Genomic DNA, 26238 nt, shown 5'->3' with positions numbered 1-26238 from the left:
ATTTCTGTCACTGGATGTTTGCGCCCCGACGCTACTGCCTCGCCCGCATAAGTTCTGACCCGGAGGATAGAGGCAATGACATTCCTGAAGATGAGCTCGGAGTTCTTTCGAACGATCAAGAGAGTTTTACTGATATCAGCGACAGGCTTGATTGCATCGGGTGCGGCGAAAGCTGCGGACCTTCCCGTCAAAGCCAAGGGAATCGAATATGTGAGGGCTTGCGCGCTGTATGGCGCCGGCTTCTATTACGTCCCTGGCACGGACACTTGCATCAAGTTGGGCGGTTATCTACGCGTCGACTTGATCGCGAACAGTAACAGCGATTTTGATCCGGCTGCCAATGGCGTGGCAGGGGCGCGGAACCGCTTGAGCAACTCCTACACTTGGCGCTCTCGTGAAAGCTTGGGTATCGATACGCGCACTGCAACCGAGTATGGCGTGGTCCGCACTTTCTTCCAAGCCGCATTCAGCTGGACTTCGGGTGGCTATGCTGGTGCAGGTGCAGGCGATGCCGGCGGTGCAACGACCTATACGGCAGCTGTGGCCGGAGGACAGGGCACTGGCGCGATCGCACAAGGATCGCTCGGTGTCTATTCGGCGTTCATCCAGTTCGCTGGCTTTACCCTGGGTAAGGCCGTCTCTCAATTTTCCGCACCTTGGACCAATTATCCGGCGAACGAGTTTGATGATCTACCCGGCGGCGGCGGCTGGGTGACCGGCGTAAACCAGCTGACCTATACCGCTGATTTCGGCCAAGGAATTACGGCTTCCTTTTCCGCTCAGGATCAAGTTGCCTATGGCACCACCAACATCTGGAACATAAGCGGTGCGACGGCCGCCGGTCTTGCCACAGGAGCGTATGGCGTCAATGACATCGGCGGTTCGCGCTCGCCCGATCTCATCGCGATGACTCGCGTGGATCAGAGCTGGGGTCTGTTCCAGGCCTCACTTGCTGCACATGATAACCATGCGGCTCATTATGGCATCGACGAGACGAGCGGCCATCCAGGCGACAAGTGGGGCTGGGCTGCTCAGTTGGCCTTGTCTCTCAAGAACATTCCGACTGGGGTCGGCGACACCATCAATTTGTCCGGCGCCTACACGACTGGTGCGACCCGCTACAATTTCAACGATCTGATGGCGACGACTTACGCGATGTATGGCGGTAGCGCCCTGACGGGCGCCTACCAGAGCGTCGGCTTGGCCGGCCTATCCGACTCCGTGTTCGTTGCGGGCGCCGGCCAAGAGTTGACAACGACCTACGGATTCCATGGCGGTTACACGCATAACTGGGGTCCACGCTGGAATACGGGTTTCTACGGCGGGTGGGCCGCCGTTCGGTATTCGAGAACCGCCAAAGGGTATATTTGCGGCGCTTTCGTCGCGAACCTGTCGTTCTCGAGCGGCGTTTCCGGCTGCAATCCCGACTTCAACTATGGGGTTGTTGGCGTCGTCACGCGCTGGACGCCACTCAAGAACCTGACTTTTACCGTTGACCTGGCCTACACCATGCTTGACCAAAAATACGCGAGCGGGAGCACGGTTACGTTGCCAACCCAGTCGGCGATCGCCAAACCGGCTGCTGTCTACGAGCTGAAAGACCAGAGTACGCTGACCCTGCTCCTCCGAGCTCAGCGCAACTGGTGAGGGTCGAAGCCGGCGAAAGAAGATGCTAAGCCGGCTCCATGAATCCAGGTCAACCTCCCAAGGAGGCCTCCGACGTGCCCGTCGGGGGCCTTTTTCGTTCTGGGTTCGACACGCGGTTATTGAAGCTGATGGCCTGGGCGACCTCTCGAGCGTGATACGCGGTCCGAATGAAGGATTGAACAGACAAGCCGGCAAAAGCTTCTTGTCAGGCATCGAAGGCGGCGCAGTGATAATCGGCTGCACCTTGCGCCGATAGCCTATGCTCTCTAATGCCGAGTGGCCGTGCCGCACATCAAGGCGGCAAGCCTCGTTCAAGGCGACGTGGCTCATCAACGTGCGAACGCATTTTCCTCATTGGTCTGCTCCAGTCGGCGCTGAGCCAGGGTATCTCCAGGCGAACGATCTCTCTAAGTCGTCGCCATCGACAAGCGCGGCCCTTCCGGGGATTAGCGCGAGAATACGGTGCAAATCAAGAGTAGCTGATATCGTGTCGGCCTTCCGACGTCGTCGGAGCCGCGACAGGTCCGATTTTGAGCGAACCTCCTTCATCAATCCCTCTCGCTTGGCACAAACCTTGAACAGGGAAGACGCGCGAGAAGGATCGCAGCCATGGCCGCATGACAATCATTCTTCAGTTCGCCGTATGGTCCAGTTGGCAAATCGAAGATGCCAGCCACTGCGTGCATATTCCTGGCGCTCAGAGCTGCGCTGAAAAGATCGAAGGCGCTGGTGGGCCCGGGTAGGTCCAAGCCGATTGCGCGATCAGCTTCTGTGACGCGTGCGTGCACCAAGGCTGCGCGTCAGTTCGCATCACAAAGAGGCCTCCCGACTTCAGGCGGCACGAGATGTCTTGTGGGAAAACGCCGTCCCTCGTTTGGCGACACAAGCAGGGCAGCTCAAGTTCCATGTACAAGTTGATCAAAACAAAGCTGGTCTCGGCTTTTCGGCACCATCTGACGAGAGGTGCGGCCGCCGATCAATTCACCAAAGAGCTCGCTGAAACAGCGAAACTCGCCTTACCCATGGTGCTGACGCAGGTCGGGCAGATCGCGATGATGACGACTGATATCGCTTTCATCGGACGCATCAGCGCTGAGGCGCTGGCCGCAGCGGCGCTTGCGAGCCGGTTCTATTTCATCAGCATCACGCTCGGCGCGGGCCTGATGTCAGCCATAGCGCCTTTGGCGGCGCAGGCATTTGGGGCCAATAATCCGGGTATGGTGCGGCGCGCGCTGCGCATGGGCCTATGGATTGCGCTGATCCTTTCCGTTCCGATCATGGCGAGCGCGCTGCAAGGTGAGCGAATACTGCTTGCTCTTGATCAGGACCCGGGCGTGGCGCGGCTCGCCCAGCAGTATTTGTCCGGATTGGTGTGGGGCGCAGCGCCCACGCTGTGGTTTCTGGCCATCCGCGGTTTCATGGGCTCGGTCAATCGGCCGCAGCCGGTCTTCTGGATTACGATGGCAGCCATCCCGCTCAACGCACTGCTGGTTTATACGCTCACCTACGGAAATTTCGGACTGCCCCGGCTCGGGATATTCGGGGCAGGTCTTTCGACCGCGCTGGTGAACTGCGGCACGTTTCTGGCAAGTGCCTATTTCGCTACACAGCGTCAGCCGTTTCGTGACTACCACGTTTTTGCGCATCTGTGGCGCTTCGATTGGCCCGTCCTGCGGCAGCTGATCGCGATCGGAGCCCCGATCTCAATCGCCTCCTTGATCGAGTCGGGGCTATTCTGGGCCGCATCGCTTCTGGCAGGCGTGATCAGCACGAACGCGCTCGCCGCTCATCAGATCGCGGTTCAGGTCGCCGCGATCCTGTACATGATCTATTTCGGCGTCGGTATGGCAGCGGCGGTGCGCGTTGGCCAAGCGGTCGGCCGCAACGACCGCGCCGCCATTAATCGGGCAAATCTGGCGGCGATGCTGCTCGGTATCGCCATCGCGGCGACGCTGACGCTTGCGGTGATCGCCGCCCGTTTCAAGATCGCCGCGCTGTTTCTCATTGGATCGGCCGATGATGCCAATGCGACGATCAGCCTTACCGCAAGGCTTCTCCTGGTCGGCGCAACCCTCTTTGTCACCGATGCCCTGCAGTGCGTTGCGACAGGGGGCCTGCGCGGACTTAAGGACACGCGAATGCCACTTCTGTTCGCCGCCATAGCTTGGTGGCTGATCGGCCTTCCGCTTAGCTACCTGCTTGGTTTGAAGATCGGTCTTGGCGCCGTTGGCATCTGGATTGGGTTGTCGAGCGGGACGACCCTCTATGCGGCGTTGCTGGTACTGCGGTTTCAGTACCTGACCACGCGCTCTTACTGTCACGGTTGAGCGGCTGGCGAACTTTTACCGCTGCATAGAAATCGCAGCGCAACGGGCCGTCAACGACGTGCACGTTCCAGGAGATCCGTGCCTGACGCAAACAACGCAAATTTCGATCGATGAATCAAAAAATACGATGATCAAATTGGCTAGCCTGTTTAAGGGCGAGTAGCGTCGGCATGCTTTATTCATAATTCGCGAGCTTTCAGCCTCGTCCTTCTGCTTTGAAGTGCATGCCATGGGGCTTAAGCGGACGGTGGCACGACCAGGCCGCGGTGCGATCATGCTTACTCAGGGCCAACCGGATTTCGATAGATGTGCGAACCTTGGAATCTGCGAACTCCAGGACGGGCTCACGAGATACAGCTGAATGTCATAGTCGATCAGACGTCGATCAGCCCGGCCAGCATTGCCCGATGAGAGTTGCTCGCGCTCACCGCGATCACGGTCGTTTTGTAGCCGGCCCATGTGGTTCGCCGGTTCAGGGAGAATGCCTCGATCTGGCGCGAAACCCCGACTACTGCCCGCTATATCCCAGCTAGCAAGGCTTGCATCATGTCCGAGCGTTCGGCCCGAAATCGGGTCCTCATCGTGCTGTTTGATGGGCTTAGGCCCGATCTCGTCAATTCATCATTGACACCGAATCTTGTAAGGCTTCAGCGCCGGGGCGCGACGCTTGCGCGGCAGCGCACGGTCTATCCCAGCGAGACACGAATCGCCCTGACAAGCCTCGTCACGGGAACGACGCCAGAACGACACGGCATCGTCGGGAACGAGTATTTCGACCGACTATCCCCGACGCCACGGCATGTCGATACGAGTGAAGCGCACACGATCGAGGATATTGATGAGGCGAGCGGTGGCCATTTGCTCGGCGTGCCGTCACTCGGCGAGATTCTTCAGGCGAGCGGCAGGACTTTGACAGTTCTCGCGTCGAACTCGGCCGGTGCAACCCGCCTGCTGAACCATAAGGCGCGAAAGCTTGGCCAAGTGACGCTCTCGGGCCACTTCCCTCGGGTCGCGACCTCGACCGAGATGCTCGAGCGGGTCGAGGCCCTGCTCGGACCCACGCCTACGCCGCCCCCGTCGGGCACACCGGATCTGCACGCTCAAGCCTTTCTGACCTCCGCTTTCCTGGACGTGATCTGGCCCCAAATTCGCCCTGACGTCGCGATCCTCTCCTTCGGCGAGCCAGATATTTCGTCGCACGATCACGGGGTCGGCGCGCCGAAGACGCTGGAGGCGATCGGCTTTGTCGACCGGCAGTTCGGTCGAGTGCTGGATTGGTGGGAGAGCGAAGGCGAATCCGAAGGGGTGCATCTGATCGCCATGTCCGATCATGGCCACGTGACGGTGCACGCGCGGGCCGATCTCATCGAGACACTCGAGGCGGCCGGGCTGCGCTGTGGCCCAGCGACCGGGCCAGGGATCGACGCTATCGTCATACCAGGGCAAGTCGGAGCAATTTACCTGGCCGAGCCTACAGACCTTCTCATCCGCCAGGTCGTAGCAGCGATGATCAGGCGGCCCTGGTGTGGACCGATTTTCACAGCCGGTCGCGGCGAGCTCGACGGCATCGCACCAGGCAGCTTCGCCCGCCGGCTTGTCTTCGCCGATCATGCTCGTTCGGCGGACATCCTGTTTTCGTTCCGGGCCGACGACGGTCTAGATGCATTTGGTCTTTGTGGCCGCAGCTGGAGCGCAAGCTGGCCGATTGGCGTCGGTGTTCATGGCGGATTGCACGCCAAGGAGATGTCGTCGCTCGGCATCTTGGCGGGACCGCTGATCAAGCACGGCTTCGCCTCGCAAATCCCCTCGAGTATTTGCGACCTTGCACCGACCGTGCTACGTCTGCTTGGCATCTCTCCGCCATCTTCCATGACGGGTCGTGCCCTTGCCGAGGTTTTTAGCGAAGTCGGAAGGGAGGTGCCTGGAATGACCGAGGTGGTCCACGAAACACGCGAAGGCGCATACCGGCAGCGCCTCCGTCGCGTGCGGGTCGGTGCGGCCGTGTATCTCGATGCTTCCGATGTTCTATGACGAGCTGCCTCCACATGAGCAAAAGATTGAGCGTCGACCCCCTAACGGATCAAGGATTGAGCGAGGTATTCGGTCCGCGGTCCTCACGGCTCCTGTCTGGTCGGACGGTTATCGCTAGCCGGTCTTGATTCCAGACGGCGACGATCGGAACGGCTAAGGACATCTCCCGAATGACGAACGTGCGTTTCGGCGCCTTTCGCTCGGGCTGGACTACAGCTGTTCGCGGTGCCACTTCCAACCCGGGCAAGAGTATCGCAGGCTCGCGCGCATGGTTCCTTGCACCCCGTCAGCAGATCCGGGTCGATCTACGGGCGCCCGGTGGCCTTGCTCTTCCATGAGAGCGCTCCAACTCCGCCGAATAGAGGCCGATTTTACCACGTTCCATTGCAGAGTCCCTCTAGCGCTGCGACCAAGAGCTGATTGTCTTCGGCAGTACGGCTTGCGATACGCAAGAACCGTTTGCCATTTTGTAGGGTTTTGCCGCCGTTGTGCCGGATCAATATGCGTCTATCCTTCAGAAGTTTCGACGCAATCACATCCCCGTCCGGCCAACGAGAGGGCAGTTCGCAGAAGACGAAATTTGCGTCGGGCTTGAGAACTCTCATCCCGTCGATGCCGAGCAAATCTTTGTATAGTCTGTCCCTATCGCTGCGCACCCTCGCCCAAGACTCATTTGCTTCGTGGTCAAGGTGCGGAAGCTTGCTCAGAAAGAACTCGGCACACGTATTGACGTTCCAAGGGGGGAGAGCCGCTCTCATTTGGTTGATCAGTTCTCTATTCGCCGATGCCGCGTATCCGATGCGCAAACCGCACGTTCCGTAAATCTTGCCCAGGCTTTTCAGAATGATGACGTTGGGAAATTCGAAGAGATGATTTTCAAGACTCGCGCTGCGTCCCGCCTCGCTGAATTCGATGAATGACTCGTCGAGTAGCAGGAGTTGTTGTCGATCTCGGAGCTCCGAAGCGAGACACAGCAGATCCTCGCATCGAACCATTCGCGAGGTAGGATTGTTCGGCGATATCGCCACCACACCGCTCACTCTATTCGCTCGCGCGAAAGCCGCGTAATGGTGCACGTCGAGTTCGAAATCGGGCGGCGGAAGAATAAAGCGGTACAAGCGTCCCGGCAGGGCAATCGTTTCATAGGGATTGAAGGATGGGACCGGGACCGCGATCTTCAGGCCCATTCGACCGAGGAGGATGGGGAGCAGCTCAGCCACGCCATTGCAAACGGCGAGATTGCTCGCCGGGATTTTCACGACCTCGGCAACGAGCTCGACCATCTGCGCGTGAGGGGAGGGATAGCAGGCAATCAGCCTCGGTAAAGCGTCTTTGAGTTCGTCAAGGAACGACCGCGGCGGAAAGTAGGGATTGACCAGAAGGACGAAGTCTTTGATGTCATGCTTCCAATAGCCGCCTGGGAAGCGATTGACGAGGTCAGAGTCGTCGAAGGACTTGGGATTCACGTTGACCTGGGCGGTGCTCGTCATGGGACCTGTCGTTGTCAATAGATAAGCGCTTCATTACGCGCCGCCCCGATCTTGAAGGACCGGCTATCCGGCGCCTGCTCCTGCCTAGTAAGCACCTGCTCCGGTCGGTGCCGCTGGCCGCTAGAGTCGGTGGTCTCCTGCTCACCGCTCGCGGCTATTCGAAGTAACGACTGGCTAAAGCTGCCGAGGATGCGATGGCGAAGACGCTGATCGTCGCGTACGCTGCCGCATTCGGCGATGGGACGCGAATGGATGCCACATGAGCGACGGCCAGAAGCAAGAAGCAGGTGTTGACGACACCGGAAAATGCTTCGGCGGGAATGAGAGGCTGGACAAGGAATAAGAGCGCAAGCAGCGGCACATCGTAAGACAAGGGGACCCCCAGGAAGCGCCCATCGGACGACCTGCCGAAATTGGCAAAGTAGCTCAGCCTGACTGCCCCCGCTACCAGTAACGCTGTCGCGGTCGCAAGGGCAAGAAGCGAGAGCTGGCTGAGTTGTATCACGATGACCGCGGGCAAAACGGCCCCATAGACAATGTCTGCGAACCCGTCGAGGCTCTTTCCCATGTTCGCAACGTCCGGGTCGCGATCTTTCGTGCGACCTGCAACGATCCCGTCCAGGTGATCCGACAGAACGGCCCAGAGCGCTGCGGCTACGGACAGCTCGAGGCGCCCGGAAAGAGCGAGAAACATACTCGCGGAAGAAAAAAGAAGACCGACCGTCGTGATGATGTTCGCTGGATCCCAAAGATATTTGAGCATCGGACTTTCACCTTCTACCGGGCAAGCCTCGGCCGTTCGCTCTTCCGAAAATACGCTCTGCAACCTGCAGATCCTCGGTCGTGTCGATCTCATACCACCTGAGGCCATCGCATCGCACCGCCGCAAGCTGCAGGCCCCGCCGTTCGACGAGATAAGAAAGAAGCTCCTCTGTGTAGGCCTGGGTCGCGCCGGACCCGATGATCTCGTCCAAAGCCGGAACGATCGTCGCCTTGAGGGTCGGCCCTGAAAGCCGGAACAGATTCATCGTTTTGAAAAGGCTTGGCCCATTCCCGACCAAGTTTTCGCCGGTTTGCTTCATTCGGAACTCCGAGATGAAGCCGCAATCCGACAACAGAACCGCCGACCCTTCCATCGATTGATCGAAGGGAGCGATTGCAGCCACGTCGGGCGCTTGGCTGATGATCAGATAGCGCAGCGCATCCTCCTCGAAGAAGACGTCGCCCTCCAGGAGAAAGCAGTCTCCGGAGAGCAGCGCCTCGCGCGCCAGCCAAACGGAGTAGGCGCTGCCGGTGCGGTCAAAGACCGGCGATTCGACATAATCGATCTCGATCGCACCGAAGCGTCGACCGCACGCGTATTGAATAGCGTCCTTGCGATAACCGACGACGATCGTCACCTCTTTGACCCCGATGGCCTCCAAGTTGCGCAAGGCATTGTGGAGGATGGAGGTGCCGTTGACCTCGACCAGCGGCTTCGGCCGCAAATCCGTCAGCGGTCGCAGGCGAGAGCCGACACCGGCGGCGAGAATAATGGCCTTTGCCGGAGCGCTACTCGCCAATTGAGGTCGCTTATCGTCGATAGACATCGCGTCTTGGTTCCAAGGAGTCGAGCAGGTAGACAAGCCTCGCGTCTCTTCGATCCGTAAGCTCGAGGCGCTGGCTAGGCGGCCAGACGTCGGAGCTCTCGAGCTCTTCGTTTGTCGTGGAATCACGTTTCAAGAGGCTCGCCTCGCGAAGATCCGATCATGACGCGCATACAAGAGCGCGTCTGCGTCTATCGAACAGGTCGCGCAAGGCTGATGAGTGAGGTTGGCACATCAAATGTGAAGCTAATGGTCGATGTCGTCGGGTTGCAGATATCGGGCTTCCGCAGTCGCGAGTTCGTTGTACTCGAGTAGGTCGAACAGCTCGTCGAGCGGCGCGATATTGGGCTCAATGCTTGCAGTGGTCTCCTCGGCGAAGATGCGACCGCAGACTTGACGCATTGCGGATACTGCAGCTCGCAGGGAGTGGTTAGCCCAGATCACCGTCGAAATGCGGTCTTTGCGATAGGCAGAGATAGGCGTCCGATAGTACTTCGTTGGAACGATCACCACCGGCAGCCTGTTCTGCCAGGCGCACGCGAACGCATGGATCTCGTCTGCGGCGCTCCGTCGCGAGTGAATGAGGATCGCGTCCGCACCCGCATCGGCGTAAGCGTGAGCGCGCGAAATTGCTTCGTCCATCCCGTGCCCGGCGATCAACGCCTCGATGCGCGCCACCAGAACGAGGTCATCGGCAACGGTGTCCTTCACGGCGCGCAAGCGGCCCGCGAATTCGCGGGTGTCGGCGAGGGGATGTCGATCGCCAACGAACGAGTTCATCTTCGGAAAGCAGCTGTCTTCCAGCGCTAATCCGGCGGCGCCGCGCTGACGGAGCTTGCGCGCGAGCAGGCGAGCGTTATTGAAGTTGCCGAAGCCGCCGTCCCCATCGACCAGGACCGGCAGCCGGCTCGAATCCACGATCCGCTCGACGCTACCGACAAGTTGGCTCCAGGATGCTTCGTTGGCGTCGCGGTAACCCAGAGAGGAAGCTATCGACAGGCCCGATGCCCAGAGGCCCTTGAAACCTGCGCGCTTGGCGATCGCGGCGGAGAGGCCATCATGCGCTTCCATCAGGAAGGAAAGTTCGCTGTTGCAGCAGACCTCCGCGCGCATCAGTTCGACGTATGAGGAACCGATGGATTGAATGGAGGCCTTGGCAAGGACATTTGGTGACGGGTCTTGCATGCCGATTCCTTGTGGTCTGACCGGCCGACGTTCATCAGGGAATGGTGACATGTCTCTGTCATTTCGATCAATCACGCGAGCTGGCAGTTGACTCCGAGCTCAAATTGCTTGGGCTCGCTGTCAATGCACGGTAACTCTGACCAAGCCTGGACAATTATTAGATCGATCGTTTACGGTCGGGCGCCTTGCAATTTGTCCCTGCGGTGTGCGGCTTGCGCGAGCGCCAGGGGACGGTTTATCGCGCCCCCCGTCCATCGGATTGTCAAGCGGTCCAAACGAGGGCGGAGCCAAGCGCCCATTTGAGGGGATTGGCGAGGCCCAGTTCGCCAGCGTGTGCTCTAAACGCAGCAGCGACAGCATGATCGTCGGCTGCGGCCTTCCCCCGCCGCAGTTCCCGCATCCTCGAGCACCGCCCAATGAATGGGCGGATCTGAGGGCCGAGATTCTCTGATGTGTCGGCTGCGCGACGTGCTGTCGGAGCCCTGACACCCGATCAAGCAGAGCTGTTAAGAAACAAGCCATCCCGATTGGCACAGACCTTGATTGAAGCTGTCCAGCAACAGCGCCTGTACAAGGAGCGGAAGCGGTGGCTCTCAAGATCACCGGTCCGCAATGTCTTGTATCGTGCGGGCACGAATTGGACCGTTCCAAGCACGCGACGCATGGCAACTGGGGAGCCCGTGTGGCTTTGTCGGCGTGATCGATTACTGGATTATGGTTCGCGCCGACATCGCGGCGAGGTCGCGCTGCGGCGCTACGCCTGTGCCTGGCCCTGCACCTGCCGGCGCGTATATACGCGGCGGCGCCGAATTCAAGCGCCTCGAAGCCGAGGTTCGTCGGGTAGAGCGTGACTGCCCGTCAGGGGTTGATTGGGGCAAGATCGGTATGCGATCGCTGGATATCCTGTCGAGCCAGTCAAAGGACATTCTGGTCGCCTGCTGGGCGACCTATGGTTTGTTCAGGGTCGAGGGATATGTAGGTCTTGCCGTCGGCCTTACCCTTTTGCAGGAGATGGTGGACGTATATTGGGAGGGGCTATTTCCGCCAATCAAGCAGGAGCATGCCCGGATCGGAGCGCTCGATTGGCTCGTTGCTCGCCTTGCGCCGGCGGTGGCCGAAACTGCGCCCACTGAAGCCGACGCTGCGGCAGTGGTCGTTGCCTATGATGCGCTTTATGATCTCGTTCGCCAGCTCAGCGGGAAGCTGGTCGACAAGCAGCGCACTTTGGAGGTTTTGCTCCGCACACTGCAACCGTACTACGAACAAGCCACGTGCTCGCTGGCGACAGCGACCGAGCATGCGGCTGAAGCGGTCCTAGCTGCTCAGCGGGGACGAAGCATATTGGCGGACCCCACATCAACTGCCTGAGGGTGCGCACCCAGCAGCACCGATTTGGCGCGATCGCCTTGCGCCGACGGCGATTGCGCTATCATTTTGGACCTCTTGTCCCTCGTTGATCGAACACGGGCGAGTCTCGAGCGCTAACTGGGCCCTCCACGGTTGGACGCGGCTGGTGGACTGAAGACATCGGCGTCCCCTCATTCCATTGTCCTGTGGGGTCTCACTTCGTTGTATTCGACCTTTTTTGCAGGCGCCACGAGATCCGTGAGCGCCCCACAGGGACAGTGCGTCAGGGCTATCTTGGCCTGCTGCGCCGGGCACCTAAAACAAGGTGTGATGGGTATCTGGAGCGGACGCGCGTCCATTCAATCGCAAAAGTAGATTATTCCATCGGGTAAGTACATCAAACATTAGTTGGTAGTGCAAGCGCAACCAGAAATTGTCGCAAATCTTGGCTCTCTGTGGTGCATTCAAACATGCGGGGAAGTCGTGCGATGTCGGGTGCAGAGTGGAGATCAGAGAGCGCATATGACAATGTCAGGAAAGCAGAACCGGCCGACATAGCCTGGGAGTGGCTGCGCCGCGATCGCGAGTATCAAAATGCCTTCAGAAGCCTGCAAGGCAGCAAACGGTCGGATGCGACGGATCCCTTCCGTCGGAAGTGGGGGCTGACGTTTCGCAGCTGATCCGAACGAGATGTTCGACAAACAGGCGGTTTTCTGGTCGCCTGAGGCGCTGCCGACCGTGCTGACCGTTTGCATGGCCAACGGGCCGACTGCATCGAATCCGTACGAGCTTGATTTCGCCGGCCTGAGAGGCACTGTGCTTCGTGAAGCTCCCGATGGATGGCATGCCATTGTGCCGCTCGGAGGAGCGAAGCATCGGCTTTGGATGAGAGAACTTCCACGGCGCGGATCATTGGTCGCCGTTAAATTGTCGTTCGACCGGAATTTCGACGTTCGTTTGCAGGCTGCACATCGATTTTGGATGGCTCTCGAACAGCGTCCCATTGGCCGGCCGCCTCTTGCTCCTTCGATCGGGGCCCAGCACCGGCACATCCTCGCTTTGCGTGCGACAGATGGGTGGCTGGAAGGCAACAGCTATCGCAATATCGCTCAGGGTCTCTTTGGTAAGTCACGCATCCCCGATCGAGGCTGGAAGACGCACGATCTGCGCAGCCGGACCATTCGTCTGGTTCACCAGGGACTGAGACTTATTCGCGGCGGCTACCGTGACCTACTGCGCAACAAGGACAAGAACAGTGACGACACGACCTGAGCTTGCGCTATGAGCCGCATGTCGTGCTCCCAAGCAAGCGGTCCACTGGCATGCGATTATGTCTCCTCGTAAAACTTCTATGCGAATACCGCGACGGAGCGCCTCGATCCAAGTAAATGCTTGCAGTGAATGATCTGGAGATCGCGATGCACAAAGCCTTGAGGCTGAACATGATCTGGCTGCTGACGACGTGCTATCTTTGTCGTGATGGCGCTCGTCACACGAGGCGAAGCAGGGGCGCATTGCTGTCCCGGACCAAGAGGATCGAAACTGCGGACCGTCTGACCTAGTCGTTCCGATCGGCACGCACTGGACGTCGACTTTGCAACCAGTTCTGCTGGCGTCGACGCTCTGGACGAGCTGGCTCCATGAAGCTTCATTGGCATCGCGATAGCCGAGCGAGCTGGCAATCGACAGGGCAGAGGCCCAGAGCCCCTTGAATCCTGAGCGTTGGGCGATTGTAGCGGACAGGCCATCATTGGGGTTCGATCAGAAAACGAGAGCTCATCATTCGAGCAGACCTGGGCGAGAAGCATTTCGATAGGCGACGGGTGTGCGCATCAACGACCTGCGACAGGCCCAACGGCGTGTGGTTGATACTGCATGCCTAGATCCTGCAAGCCGATCCTCGATTGGCGCCAACATCACCCTACATATCTTTTTGGGGGAATGCCGACCAATGACCAGCATTGGTAGTTTTTTGAGGCGCGCAGATTTGCTTAATTGCGTAGGAGTGGCGCCGAACGCAAAGCTTTCGCTATCGGTTGATTGGTGAGGCTGCAAAGAAGGGCCTTGCTTGCAAATGGATGACCTGGGTTCGCGAGCCCGATCCTGCAGCTCCCAGGAGAATTCTCCCACTTCTTGCGGGGAGGAGTGCTTGGTGAATGGGTGATATCCGGCTCATTAGAGATGGACGCAATATCGACAGCCACGATTGTCGTAATGCTGATGTCGTCTTTCCGACACATGTCGCAAGCCCATCAACAGGGCTGCAGTGGGATGGCGGCCTCGCGCGAATGTCGCGGCAATCGCCGAAGAATGTGTCCTGCCTCGCCGATGTTTGCTGGCGCCACTGAGTGGCATTGCATTTGCTGACGCCTCTCCTGTTCTGTCGAGTCCAGGAGAAAATCATGGCGGATGTGCAAGAGGTTGTGCTGTCGGAACGGGAAAAACAGTGTTTGCGATGGATCGAGCAGGGAAAGTCATCATGGGAAATCGGAGTCATCCTGAACGTGAGCGAAAACACCGTCAACTTCCATGTCAAGAATGCGATGCGAAAGTTGGAAACGACCAGCCGGACGCAGTGCGTTGTCAAGGCGCGGCGCTTGGGTCTTATTTAAGGTAACGGCCGCAGTTGCGTTGCCGCTCATGTAGAGCCAGCGATCTAAGGGGTGACTGTGGGTTGCTCCGGCGGAATGCGAGGCGGATTACGCGTCGCAGCTGTAGAGCTATAGACGCTGTTACTACTAACAGAACCTGCTTCGATTTCGTCGCCGATCGTCATGGGGCGCCGTGGACCACTAGGCGAGGCGCGCTCGCGCCATTCAAATGGTGCCGATCAGGACGGTGACCTCGCTACAGTACGCCAGCGGCAAGGCCCATTGCGCCTCGCCAGCTACGGCGGCACGCACTGCTGGCGCTCATCAGCTCCGTGAAGCCAAGCGCCGTCTTGCCTTGATCCGGCATCTCGTTGCCTCATCCGCCACGAGCGCCTTAAAGTCCTGGTTGGATGCAGCAATCCGGCCATTTTGCTCGACTGTCAGCTTCCGGAAAGCTGGACCTGCCATCGTCCGTAATGGAGGTATGTGGGGCTGATCTGCGACTGCATCGCACGCAACCATCGTCATAGGGAGTTACGAGATGGTTCGGATCCATGACGCGCTCGACACCGCAACGTTTGATTCCAGCAGCACATCAGGCGCGAGCCAGCAAGATGAACCCTTAGGCCAAGCGGCCTTTGACCTGCACATGCACGACATGCCGTTGGAGCAGGAGCAGCAAGGAGGTGCAGGTCCTTCCGATGCTTTTGCTTCGGCCGACTCAGAGGACCCCTTCGATAGCGTCAACCAGAAGCCCGAAATGAAGTTGGTTGTCATTTCGAACCGCATTGCGCCGTTCGACCCCAATCAACCCCAGACCGGCGGGCTTGCGGCGGGCCTCGAGCCGGTCGTGGAACGTTACGGTGCGGTCTGGATGGGCTCCTCGGAGAACCGCGGCGACGGGAGCGAACAGCCGCTGCGGCTCGTGAAGACCGGTGCGGGCGATGTGGCGAGGCTGGATCTGCCGGAAGCGGACTATCCCGGCTGCCGTTGATCGTTCCGCCCCGGAAAACGGCACTTGCTCGGTGGCCGCAACAGCAACGTTACAGAACAGTTCGCAGTGAGGGTTGCACTAGCCTTGGACCGGTCGGGATGATCCGGCAGCAGCGGGCATTCTCGATCGGAATCTCGCCCTTGGTCTCGTTATCGGCGTCGTCGATGAGACCACGGCTCGTGCGTCGGTCCAAACCGGCTGAATCAGGATCGTTTAAGCTGGACCGTGTGGCTCCTCAATTGCTGCTGATGCGCAGCTTCATTTCGCCATCTTGTTGCGCAGAAGAACTTGATCTGGTGCTTGTACCTGTTGTTGATTGTTGGCTCAATCTCAAGAGGTGTTGCTACGTAGGCCGTTTCGGGGGCGTTTTTACTCTCCTCGTCTCAAGCGCAATCCTCTCGGCAACCAGTTACCGACCCGAGTTATCGGTGTCACTTCGTGTGTGTTTTCGTAAGGAAAAAGCTCCTCCAACTCGGCAATGCCTACAGCCGACGGGTCGGAGATCGCCATGCATACCACCCTTAGCCTGATGTCGATCTGGCTGCTGATCAATGCGCTGGACTTTGTCCTGATGATGCCCGTCGAGAAGCCCGCTCGGTGACGCCGAGCAGGAGGACCGCAGATGCGCAGGTAAGCAGCATCGCTGCGCCCCCGGCTTGCCACTGAAAATCGAAAATGCTGGTGCTCTCTCGCAGGCCGTCCGCCGACACGCTGTGATGTCCGCTTGGCGACCAATGGCGGCAACCGAACATGGTCGCGGAGCCCCGAACGGCTGAAACTTGCGACTCTTTAGCCGGCACGCAGCTTGCAGTGAGGGGGCGCGACATAGCGCAAGCGGCGCTATGTCATGCGCTTGCGTGCTGTCCGCCGCTTCTGCTGGACGCTCCGCGGCCCGTGAGCGTGGCCGCTCGACCTCAGCCGGAGCAAATTTATGAAGGCATCACTCCTCTTTGCCACACTGATTTCGATGGCCTGCTTCATCTCCACGACGCTTTCACAGGAGCGAACCGATTTGGCACTGACGGATGATCCATTCCGTTGGCTCGAGGAGATCGAAGGGCCAGCCGCAGTGGCTTGGGTTCGCGCCGAGAACGAGAGAACGCTCGGGGTGCTTCAGTCAGATCCTCGCTATCGGCACTTCTACGAACAGGCGCTCTCCATCTTGCAGAAGGATCGGACCGCAGATATTCCATTGGAAGGGCGCGGTCCGGAGCATTTCTGGCAAGACGAGAACCAGGTACGCGGCGTCTGGCGGCGCACCACGCGTGAGAGTGATCGTAGCCAAGTCCCAAAGTGGGAAGCCATCCTCGACGTCGACGCCTTGGCGGCCGCCGAGAACAGAAATTGGGTCTTTCGAGGTACCAGTTGCCTTCCGCCTGAAAAGCGCCTCTGCCTAATTAGTCTTTCCGATGGCGGCAAGGATGCCGTGTCCATACGAGAGTTCGATAGCGTCGCCAAGACCTTCGTTGCGGGCGGCTTTTATCTCCCAGAGGGCAAGCAGGACGTCAGCTGGGTCGATGCTGACACAGTCCTTGTTGCACGGGACTGGGGCGAGGGGACTTTGACGCAAGCCGGCTACCCATTTGTGGTGAAGGAGCTCAAACGCGCTCAGTCGCTCAGTGAGGCTCGCGAGATCTTTCGTGGCGAGCCCACCGACAGTGAGACGCAGCCCCTCGTGCTTCGCGACAACGAGGGTCATATTCACGCGATCGGCGCGGTCCGCGCAATCAGCTCTTTCGAGTTCGAATATGCGGTTTTCCGCCCCGATGGGCCCGTCAAGCTCAATCTGCCGAAGAAGGCTGAGATCGTCACGCTCGTGTGCGGCCGCCTGCTTTTGAAACTTGATGAGGACTGGACGCCATCCGAGGACAACCGCTTCACGGCGGGCTCGGTGATCTCGTATGACCTGGACGAATGGAAGCAGGATCCGCTGCGCGCCAAAGCCTCGCTTGTCTTTCAACCTGGGCCCCGCCAAGCCCTGAGCGAGTTAACCGCCACAAAGACGTTTTTAATCCTGACGATCCTTGAGAACGTTCAGAGCAAAGCGTTCGTTTATGAGTACGTTCAAGGAGCTTGGTCCGCGACGCCGATACCGCTGCCGCAGGATACAGGTGTCAGCCTGTCAGTTACCTACGATGACGCGGACAGGGCCATGTTTACCGTCTCGAGCTATCTCGGACCAACGTCAGCCTGGTATTTTGATGCCGAAAGCAAAAGGCTCGAGGAATTGAACAAAACACCGTCTGCCCTCGATGCGTCCAACCATGTCGTGGAGCAGCTGGACGCCACTTCCCGTGATGGCACTTCAATTCCGTATTTTCTGGTGCGACCAAAGAATGCAAGGTTTGATGGCGCAATTCCGACACTTCTGCATGGCTATGGCGGCTTCCAAGTCCCGCTTCTGCCCTCTGATCTGGGGTCGGGGGCGCGGCTCTGGCTCGAACAGGGCAACGCCTATGTCGTTGCGAACCTGCGCGGGGGCGGCGAGTTTGGCCCACAATGGCATCAAGCCGCACAAGGGGCAATGAAGCAGACGACATGGGATGATTTCATTGCCGTTGCCGAGGACCTGATCCGCCGCAAGATCACGAGTCCACGCCGGCTTGGAGTAATTGGCGGCAGCCAGGGTGGCCTCCTCGTTGGCGCGGCAATCACCCAACGTCCCGAGCTCTTCAACGCGGCGATCATCGAGGTACCGCTGCTTGACATGCTTGGATACACCAAACTGGGCGCGGGCGCCTACTGGATCGGCGAGTACGGTGACCCCGCCATTGCCGAGCAGCGTGCGTGGATAGAACGCTACTCGCCCTACCAGAAGCTGGTGGCGGGTAAGACCTATCCCGTTCCCTTAATTTTTACCTCCACCAAGGACGATCGTGTGCATCCAGCGCACGGCCGCAAGGTTGCCGCGAAGCTCGCCGCGCTGGGCCAGCCTTACCTTTATTACGAGAACATCGACGGTGGACACAGCGCCGCGGCCAATCTCAGAGAACACGCGCGTCAACTGGCCCTTGAATACACCTATGCATCGAGGCGGCTTTGTTCCGAGTAAACGTTCGGTCGACGGGCTGATCGAAGCAGAGAAAATCGAGACCATTGATTATCTCAAACGTCTTCACGTTGCTTCGCTGAATTCATCGAAGTTCATCAGATGCGGAAGCTACCGGTTGAACAGGCTCCGCCGTTGTCGAACGGGTTTGCCGGCTCGCAAAACAGGACGAGCGGATAACTTGCCAAATGCGCTTCCTTGAGGATTGTCTCGGCGGGCCCTGTTCATTCGACAGGACGCGATGTGCGGTTGACGTCCGAAGACGAACAGCCAAAGGGCAGCCATGCAAGCCTCTTCGTGCTTGAGAAAGCACTTCAGGTTGCTTCAATGCAGGCAGGCGCGGTAATCCTGCTCCACGTGCGCAAAGGAATTCAAGGCCGCCCTATTGTTCGACGTCGATGAAGAGCATCCGCCGGCTTTGGGTGAGAGTGGCATGTTCGAGGCTCCGGAAATCTTCTGTGAGCCGATGGCGCGCGATGGGTGAAGCGAAGGTCAAAACGTCATCTGGGCCTGTCGTCGACGTCAGGATTTTTGTCGCTTGCACGATGCGGTCGCAGCTAGACCACGCTATAAAAAAACGAGCACGTGATCGGCGCAGAGCGCTGGGTATCTCTTGCCGACCGTCTTGATGGCCGGAAGACTCTTCGCTAGATCACAACGGTTCACTATGGAGATGCCGCCGTGGCAATGGGTACTGTGAAGTGGTTCAACTCGACCAAAGGTTATGGGTTCATCAGGCCTGAGGACGGAAGCCCCGATGTCTTCGTGCACATCAGTGCAGTCGAAAAGGCCGGTTACACCACTCTCGAAGAGGGGGCCCGGGTAAGTTATCAGCTCAAGACCGGGCGTTCGGGTAAGACGTCAGCTGAGGATCTCCGGGTTGGCTGATCTGCCCCGCCTCCGGAAACTGCTCTCTGCAAAGCTTGTTGTCGCACCTGTCCGGCGATGCCTTGTCACGGCGCGCCGGGCGTTCGGCCTTCGACCGTCTCTTCTAGGCGTGGGGCTGTCTCGCAAACCGCTTGAGAGCCTCGATCTTCTGAAGCCATTGACCAATAGTTGCAGCCAGAGTTACAGCTGTACCCGTCACGTCGCAGTGCCGGCAGTGCCGCTGTGGAAACATATTTCGGCGAGCTAACCACGAACGGTTCGAGCCGTACGCTCGTGAACACGCCGAGAAGTGCACGTCGCGCGCGCCACGAGCGCATGAAGCGGTTGGCAGAACACGGGCCGGATCCCGGCGGACTTTGTGTTTCGCGATGCTCTTGGCTGGGAAATGCGCAAGACCGGCGGCAATTCCTGTCTGCCCTCGAAAAGGAGCTTCGCCGATCAAAGAGAGTGGCCCCCAACAGGGCTTCAGCTTGACGTGCGCGCCGGCCTCGAGTGCCGGGTTGGGCCAATTCCTCGCCGAGCGAAGTCGCCGCGCAAGCGATCACTGATGTCGCAATACTTATTCCCTCCGCAGTCACCGTCAGAGGGCGCGGGGTCGTCGCAGGAGAAGCGGACCCGCTGGAGCGCCTCGACTGTCGCCGTGGCTGGGAGGAGCGCGGCACCTATGTTAGCTAGAGTTCTGTCGTTCTCGCGCAGCATCAATCAAATCGACTGCGGTCGTTCATGGCCACGAAATGATTGTCGGAGCAAGCGACGCGCGTAATCTTCGACAGCTAGAGCAGGTCTTGATCATATTTGCTCAGCTGCCACCCTGCCGCGCCTGTGAGGTATCGCAGCAGAGCGTGCAGAATTGACGGGCGGCTCTCCATCGCCTCTTCCTGTCCGTGATCGCCCTCCCAGGCGGCACTTCTGTTCTTGTCACCTCGGTGTGATGACCTCGCATGGGCTAAATTAGAAGCGAGTTGTGATCCAGCGCGGCAATTGTCGGTCCTCGGGACGCAGAGGTTTCGCCAACTTGGTGAAAGGCCCCGATAATATTTTTCAGTGGTGTTGGTTATCCATGCGCGACGCGCAGCAGCTGCCTTGACAGGGCCGTCGATCAGGCTGGCCTCCTCTTCAGAGCGAAGGCTATCTCGCCGTTGTGGGTTGTGGGGCCGGTAGCGCCGCTCGACGTCGAGCGGACGCTAAGGACGATGCTTCGCTCGATGGGGATTAGCGGGGATTTCCCGGCCGGCCTTCGTCCATCTCCTCTTCATGAACCCCGTTCGTATTTGGGAGCAGAATTCCCGATCGGTAACTTTTCCGGCCGCTCAGCGTCGTTTTTGGAAAAATTCCCACTCGGTAACTTTTATGCTCTCTCCCTCGGAATTGGAGCGAAAAGTTCCCGCTCGGTAACGTTTCGCTGGACATTTGCTGCTTCAAGCAAGCGGATCCAGCGCCGGAGGCGCAGCAGCCCCATCGCCCTGGCAATAGAAACATGTCGCGACGAAAGCCGAGCGAAAATTGGCTGCACGTCTGCCCTCAAGGCTCATCACAGCGAGGATTGGTCGACTATCCCTGTAGGGCACTGAAATCATTCGCGTTTTAAGCTCCACATAGTGTCCCGTCTCTCTGCCCCGTTGAGGTAGCGCCATCTTACTAGCGAAGGGCTTAGAAAAAAATTCGCCTTCACAACTGTAAAGTAACTTGTAAAGTGACAACTGGGTTGTCAATTGACACCAGATCAGTGGAGCGGTTGGCCGTGGGCAAGAAGATGAAAAATGCGCCGATCTACTTCGCGCTCGCCCAAGTCAGATTCAACCCTTTGGCGGCTCTCGACACTTATATTCCTCCGATCCAAGAAAGCTTCCGAAAGGCGGGCTATCCCGACTTTCAAAAGATCCAGATGGCACATTTGGAGCTGGGAGCGGCTGTGCCGAAAACTGCAGTCGTTACGCGGTATCTGTTCGGGAACGCGCGGAAGACCTCAGCCTTCGTTCTCGACCAGTCTTGGCTAACCTTTCAAACAACTGACTACGACACTTTCGCGCCATTCCGATCGGCTCTTCTTAGTGGCCTTCAGACTGTTCATAAGGAAGCCGTTCTAAGTTACTCCGAGCGGATTGGCATACGTGTATTGGATGCTGTGCTGCCTCGGTCGGAGGAGAGCGTTTCGAAATATCTTCAGCCCTGTGTTTTAGGTCTCAGTAGCAGCTTTCCAGATCGGCAACTTGCCCATTCACTGTCTGAAACAAAAACGGTTAGCGGTCATTCGACACTGGTAAGTAGATCGATCGTGATTAGCCAAAAAGAGGGAGGGCTGGCCTTCCCAGAAGACCTGCAGCCTCTCCAGCTGCAGCTGCCCGAGCGCTTCTCACATCAAATTTCCGGACAGTACGCCGTGATTGATACCGATAGTTGGAGTGAAGAGCGTGACGATTTTGAGTTGAATCGGATAGAAAAAGCACTCGATTCGCTGCACACTGATATTGGCCGATCTTTCGAACAGATGGTAACGCCCTATGCCCTCAGCGTTTGGGATTGAAAAAGTAGAGCGCACGACTCCCAATCATTGGAACGGGAGCGTTTTGATCCCTCTCGTAACCTTCTCGATGCTTCTAGGTGTCGGGACGGGCGGTGATTACACGACAGCCTACCATGCGCTCCGCCAGAGCAAGAACATCTTTAGCAAGCCACGTGATGCCCAGCCCGCATCGAAGCCACCATCGATCACCTCCGACATTGAGAACATTAGATCGACGCTGGATCTGTCGATGGCAGATTTGGCTCGATGCTTAGGAGTGTCTCGCCAAGCCCTATACAATTGGTTGGACGGCGGCGCGATCAAGCCTGAGAACCTGGCGAAAGTGATGGAGCTGAAGTCAGCTTCGGACGTGATCGCGGCTGCAAATTTGCCAGAGCGCGCGCTCTTCCTCAGGCGCAAAGTGGCCGGTGGCAAAACACTTATCGACATCGTTGCCGGCGGAGGCAGTGGAGTTGAAGCAGCGCGTGCCCTTGTCGAGCTGGCTCGGTTGGAGGCCGAACAGAGGAGCGCACTTGCCAAACTGTTTGCTGATAGAAAATCACAGAACCTGCTCGGGCACGGGATTCCGGGGTTGGTCGATAAGTCATGACGTATGCAAGAAACTCGGAATGATACTGCTTGGGAGCAAGGCTGCGTTTTAAGCGCATCGAGTGCTGCAAAGCTGGGGCTGCTCGTTTCGGATGCTGATGGCGCAATTGCCATACTCATCTCACACGACTGCGACGTGCTAGAGAGTGCGGCCGTAGAGCCCATGTGCGAAATCCTTATCGGCCGCAAAATAGGCAGTGTGGACGGCCATTACACAAATGGCAAAAGCCCTCGCCGGCTCCATCTAACCTTTTCAGCTGGTGCGGCTTCAATGGCTGGTGATTTTCTTGCGACTGATAAGAAGACTATCAAGAAGGAATTGTTGCTGGCTGAGACCCCTCAGCAGGACGTGAGGCTAACCCAAGATGAGCATTTCACGCTCCAATCCTGGTTATCGTCGCGCTATCATCGGTCCATCTTCCCAGATGAGTTCGATCGTCGGCTCAAAGAACGGCCTGCCGAAACGCACAAGAAGATTGCTAACGCCATTAAGGGTACCGGAACTGATCTGCTGGCGGTGCTGTTCGACATCGACACGGGCAAAGCTGTAGTTCACGAGGGACCGGATGACCCGTACGCGCTCTCCATTTTACTCGTGTATAATGTTTCGGAAGATCCCGTTCGAGCCGCCGCAACAGCGACTAAGGCTGCGAGCTTGATCAAGAGCCTCTTCAGACAATATTATTTCAGGGACAGGAAGTGGAGAAACATCGAGCTGAGAGAATGTATCGCTGTCTCGGCCGATGCCATCTCACTCTATCAGCTCCGCACCACGAAACCTTGGCACTTTGACTATCTTGAGGTTGTAACCGCCGACTGACTGGCCGGCGTTGCACTCCTTCGTCTCCCCGGCCGGAATTGTGCAGAGGCCAAAATCTGAGGGGCACCTCGAAGCATCAGCCGCATGCTTTCCCCCTGTCACCCGCGCTGGTCGTTCGGAAGACAGCCGAGCAGCTCTCTATCACAGTTCTCGTCCCCTGCTGACGGTTAGCCAGGTGTTAGCGCCAGAGGTGGTTCAGGTTTTGGACCGCTTGCGGACGTCTCACCGCATGTGGGAGGCAATTTCGGAACGTCGGGAGGTGGCAAGAAACCATTGGGTGCAAGGCTGTGATACACTCTCCCCCTTCAACGGGATTGCGGCGGCGTCGCTTGTTATCCAGTGACACGGTGCCTAAATTAGCAAGCAGCTACGATAACCTATTGAGTAACACGACGACTCTACGCTGAACTGCTCGGTAAAACCTATGCCAAGAATTCGGAAAGACCTGAAGGACAGTATTTTCTACCTGTTTCGAAGGGATCCCAAGACGGGCAACGTTGTAGGCCCGGAGGGAACAGGCTTCCTCTTTTCGCCCGAAGCGGACCCGCAACGATGCTATGCCGTCGCCAACTGGCATGTTGCGATCCGAGGCGCCTCAATTATCCGCTTGAACAGCAATGGCGGGGTCAGGTTCTTAGAATACGATCCGAGCGAATGGCATTTCCGACCTGGACGTGACGACATTGCTCTGATCGAGATCACGGAAGAGCTTCAGGAAACGGACGAGATCTTCAAGCTTTCAGAGGAAATGTTCGTCACACAAGAGATTGTCGAAGAATTCGAGGTAGGCTTGGGCGAAGATTTGTTCATGATCGGGATGTTCGCCGAGAGTCATGGAGGTGACCGCAACGTTCCGGCCGCTCGCTTCGGCAACTTGTCAATGCTCGCACACCCACGTGCCTTGATCCAGCTTGAAAACGAGGCAAGGCGCCCTGCGTACCTTGGAGACATGCGTTCCCGCGGAGGCTTCTCGGGATCACCCGTATTTGTATACAGGACCGATACGACGGATATCAGCTCCCCGTATATGCAATTGCGACGGCAATCTCATCCGCACTTTAGGGACGCGTACCTATCCGATGGCCGGTCGGTGACACACAAAGAGTGGTTCGTCGGATTGCTTGGCATTCACTGCGGGCAATTTTGGGAAAGTGTCGAGTTTAGGAAGCAAAAGGCGGAGATGGAGAGACGCGGCGATCCGGTCCTGGAGGGCGACAACCTTGTCGTTCAAGGCGGAATGACGATAATCGCTCCTGCTTGGGAAATTATCGACCTTCTGCACCTTGCTAATTCGCAAAGCTTGTTCGAACGACTTAGTCCTCCGCCAGCTGCTTGAGCTGACAAAAGTTCGGCGGAAAGCGATCTGAACAGACGATCTCATTTGTCCAAACGCAGACCAAGAAGCTCGACGACGAGGTGCGCCTCTGGGGCCGACCCACGAAAAACTTGGCGACGCACTCGGCCGGACTGCTCCGCGTGAAGTCGCGGTGGTCCACAACATGTGATGGGGATAGACTAGACCAGATCAATCGTTGACTCGGCCGACTTGCTTATCGAGCGGGTCAGCAAGCTTGTCGGCTGCATTTAGTCTCTAACAGTGAAGGCTGAGATGAAGAACGGCGCTGAATCAGCCCGAGAGATCGTTGAAGAAATCCTAAAATTTGCAAAGCCTCTTCCAGATAAGAACTTTCAATTCGATCCTGCCAAAGTTCTCAAGTCACCGAAGCTTAAATCGCCTAGAATTGAAATTTGATCTGGTTCCGTGCGATTACGCTGTTTCGCCGTCGTTTGCGCGGGAACTTAAAAAGATCGTTTCACTACTAGGATTGGGCAGGACGTTCTTGGAACGGAATGTCCGCGAAGCTCATCTGGGCTATCCTTTGCCCTTGCTGACACGATCTTATCGCTGCGGTCGCATTCGCATCATGCTCGCTACAACAGCATGTTCTCACACGACTGTTCAAGAATCGTGAGAGCATTCTGGGCGACGCGCAGAATCTTCTCCCTATACTGACCCTCCACAGTTAGCGCTGCTTTGGGCGTCGTGGTTGCGGCCTCGGCTGTCTCGTTCAAGACGTGGTTTGTTTCAAGAGCGACAACAGCGCAGCCTGCAACTACGTGCTACGGGGAAACCGACATCGTTCCTTCATAAAAACGCTCAATCGACATTGGCATGCCGGTTGCCTGAAAATGCGACGAAACCACTTGTGACTATGATGCTCGTTCAGGCATTCGGTCGAGGTATTCAGATGAAACTTGCCCGCTTGATCGGTAGCAGAGGTCTCCTGATGCGCATTCCAAACCGTGCGGCCGCGCCGCGAACTCTGCCATCTTCGGATCCCGCTCCGGTTCGCCGGGCAGAATCCGATTGTCTTGTAAAAGGCTCGGCACGAATGGCGGTCTTCAACAAGATGGTGCACACCGAGGCAAAAGCGTTATACCTCAGGACCATTGGTTGCGTCACTTTTGGCCTGGGGCTCAAGCGCGGGCACCTGCGAGATGCCGAGCCTGGCTTTGTAAAGCTAAGCGGCGGCCTTCAATCGGTGCTTTACAGATGGTCAATGAGCTAATGCAGGACGATTGGGATCTCGAGAAAATAGTCAGGCAACAGGATGAACTCAAGGTCAAGCTGCTTCGCGCCCAATCGGTTATCGAGGAATGTAAGGCAGGATTGGCGAATCTGGAGCGGAGGCTTGAGCGTCGAGCAGTCTCATCGCCGATCGATGAACGCCAGTGCAACTCTGCGGCAAACAATTCAATACGCAACGCGCGACAGCGCAAATCGCGAAGCGTCGATGATCCTGTTGATCAGAATGCTGCCGTGGCGTTTTCGAGTCGATCATGGGACCGCTGAAGGGTGCCGCCTACGTTAGCGGCGAAAGGTTTCGTCGCGGAGTTGGTGAAGATCTCGAGACGCATGGGGTTGCGAGCCCAGCGGGCGAACCGGACAACTGGATGCGGCCCTGTCGATAGGCTGCGCTTTTTGGTTGACCGCGGTGGGTTGGCCAGGGGATGCGCGCAGAGGAGCGCCACATACGAGACGTATCGCCGCGTCTTTGGCGAGAGCGTCTTGTTTCGGGGGCTGCTCACGTAGACGTTCTGAAGGGAATGTCAAAGCTCTCCACCTTGAGCCAGCAGGTTCGGTCATTTTGTCCATCTTAAGGCGTTTCA

The 26238-nt window shown here is 57.9% G+C and carries 18 protein-coding genes and 1 pseudogene; 14 read left to right on the top strand and 5 right to left on the bottom strand.

Going from position 1 to position 26238, the window contains the following annotated elements; translation table 11 throughout:
- The first annotated feature begins 75 nt into the window (after window positions 1–75).
- From XI06_RS25420 to XI06_RS25410, 3 genes are all read left to right on the top strand, one after another.
- A complete protein-coding gene (locus XI06_RS25420) occupies window positions 76–1647 on the top strand; it encodes a porin (protein WP_271606795.1) in 1572 nt (523 codons plus the stop codon).
- A 905-nt stretch (window positions 1648–2552) separates the two neighbouring features.
- Window positions 2553–3974 (top strand): MATE family efflux transporter, encoded by a 1422-nt coding sequence (locus XI06_RS25415; protein ID WP_271606794.1) that lies wholly within the window; start codon window positions 2553–2555, stop codon window positions 3972–3974.
- A gap of 546 nt (window positions 3975–4520) precedes the next feature.
- Window positions 4521–6005 (top strand): alkaline phosphatase family protein, encoded by a 1485-nt coding sequence (locus tag XI06_RS25410; RefSeq protein WP_271606793.1) that lies wholly within the window; start codon window positions 4521–4523, stop codon window positions 6003–6005.
- 371 nt (window positions 6006–6376) lie between these two features.
- Here the strand turns inward: XI06_RS25410 and XI06_RS25405 are convergent, their stop codons facing one another.
- From XI06_RS25405 to aepX, 4 genes are all read right to left on the bottom strand, one after another.
- Window positions 6377–7495: a pyridoxal phosphate-dependent aminotransferase gene (locus tag XI06_RS25405; protein WP_271606792.1), complete on the bottom strand. Its 1119-nt coding sequence runs from the start codon at window positions 7493–7495 to the stop codon at window positions 6377–6379.
- A gap of 154 nt (window positions 7496–7649) precedes the next feature.
- Window positions 7650–8258: a CDP-alcohol phosphatidyltransferase family protein gene (locus XI06_RS25400; RefSeq protein WP_271606791.1), complete on the bottom strand. Its 609-nt coding sequence runs from the start codon at window positions 8256–8258 to the stop codon at window positions 7650–7652.
- Window positions 8259–8265: 7 nt separating this feature from the next.
- Window positions 8266–9084 carry a phosphocholine cytidylyltransferase family protein gene (locus XI06_RS25395; RefSeq protein WP_271606790.1) on the bottom strand — a complete coding sequence of 273 codons (819 nt, stop codon included), beginning with the start codon at window positions 9082–9084 and terminating at the stop codon, window positions 8266–8268.
- Window positions 9085–9327: 243 nt separating this feature from the next.
- Window positions 9328–10194: a phosphoenolpyruvate mutase gene (gene aepX / locus XI06_RS25390; protein ID WP_271606826.1), complete on the bottom strand. Its 867-nt coding sequence runs from the start codon at window positions 10192–10194 to the stop codon at window positions 9328–9330.
- 768 nt (window positions 10195–10962) lie between these two features.
- Between aepX and XI06_RS25385 the strand changes: the two genes are divergently transcribed.
- From XI06_RS25385 to XI06_RS25380, 3 genes are all read left to right on the top strand, one after another.
- A complete protein-coding gene (locus XI06_RS25385; protein WP_271606789.1) occupies window positions 10963–11634 on the top strand; it encodes a type VI secretion system ImpA family N-terminal domain-containing protein in 672 nt (223 codons plus the stop codon).
- Window positions 11635–12083: 449 nt separating this feature from the next.
- Window positions 12084–12293 carry a transcriptional regulator domain-containing protein gene (locus XI06_RS43980; RefSeq protein ID WP_442869473.1) on the top strand — a complete coding sequence of 70 codons (210 nt, stop codon included), beginning with the start codon at window positions 12084–12086 and terminating at the stop codon, window positions 12291–12293.
- Between the two features lie 10 nt (window positions 12294–12303).
- A complete protein-coding gene (locus tag XI06_RS25380; RefSeq protein ID WP_271606788.1) occupies window positions 12304–12885 on the top strand; it encodes a DUF2285 domain-containing protein in 582 nt (193 codons plus the stop codon).
- A gap of 342 nt (window positions 12886–13227) precedes the next feature.
- On the opposite strand, the pseudogene XI06_RS25375 reads toward XI06_RS25380, so the two are convergent.
- Window positions 13228–13421 (bottom strand): annotated as a pseudogene (locus XI06_RS25375) (isocitrate lyase/phosphoenolpyruvate mutase family protein); the annotation flags it as partial.
- 594 nt (window positions 13422–14015) lie between these two features.
- Here XI06_RS25375 and XI06_RS25370 point away from each other — a divergent pair.
- The 8 genes from XI06_RS25370 (at window position 14016) to XI06_RS25335 (ending at window position 24403) form a co-directional block, all read left to right on the top strand.
- Window positions 14016–14225, top strand: a complete 210-nt coding sequence (locus tag XI06_RS25370; RefSeq protein WP_183233657.1) for a response regulator transcription factor — start codon at window positions 14016–14018, stop codon at window positions 14223–14225.
- 520 nt (window positions 14226–14745) lie between these two features.
- On the top strand, window positions 14746–15198 hold the full coding sequence (locus XI06_RS25365; protein ID WP_271606787.1) for a hypothetical protein: 453 nt from the start codon (window positions 14746–14748) through the stop codon (window positions 15196–15198).
- 931 nt (window positions 15199–16129) lie between these two features.
- Complete coding sequence (locus XI06_RS25360) at window positions 16130–18250, top strand: prolyl oligopeptidase family serine peptidase (protein ID WP_271606786.1); 2121 nt, start codon at window positions 16130–16132, stop codon at window positions 18248–18250.
- 678 nt (window positions 18251–18928) lie between these two features.
- Complete coding sequence (locus XI06_RS25355) at window positions 18929–19135, top strand: cold-shock protein (protein WP_265440490.1); 207 nt, start codon at window positions 18929–18931, stop codon at window positions 19133–19135.
- 1741 nt (window positions 19136–20876) lie between these two features.
- Window positions 20877–21659, top strand: a complete 783-nt coding sequence (locus XI06_RS25350; RefSeq protein WP_271606785.1) for a TIGR04255 family protein — start codon at window positions 20877–20879, stop codon at window positions 21657–21659.
- Entirely contained in the window at window positions 21637–22248 is a 612-nt protein-coding gene (locus tag XI06_RS25345) for a helix-turn-helix domain-containing protein (RefSeq protein WP_271606784.1), read from the top strand. The genes XI06_RS25350 and XI06_RS25345 overlap by 23 nt, the downstream gene beginning before the upstream one ends.
- A 3-nt stretch (window positions 22249–22251) precedes the next feature.
- A complete protein-coding gene (locus XI06_RS25340) occupies window positions 22252–23067 on the top strand; it encodes a hypothetical protein (protein WP_271606783.1) in 816 nt (271 codons plus the stop codon).
- A 424-nt stretch (window positions 23068–23491) separates the two neighbouring features.
- A complete protein-coding gene (locus XI06_RS25335) occupies window positions 23492–24403 on the top strand; it encodes a hypothetical protein (protein ID WP_271606782.1) in 912 nt (303 codons plus the stop codon).
- The last annotated feature ends 1835 nt before the right edge of the window (window positions 24404–26238 follow it).

The sequence above is a fragment of the Bradyrhizobium sp. CCBAU 11434 genome, assembly GCF_028128895.1.
Classification (GTDB): domain Bacteria; phylum Pseudomonadota; class Alphaproteobacteria; order Rhizobiales; family Xanthobacteraceae; genus Bradyrhizobium; species Bradyrhizobium zhengyangense.
Note: the sequence above shows the minus strand (reverse complement) of the source record. Positions and strands in the feature narration are given on the sequence as shown.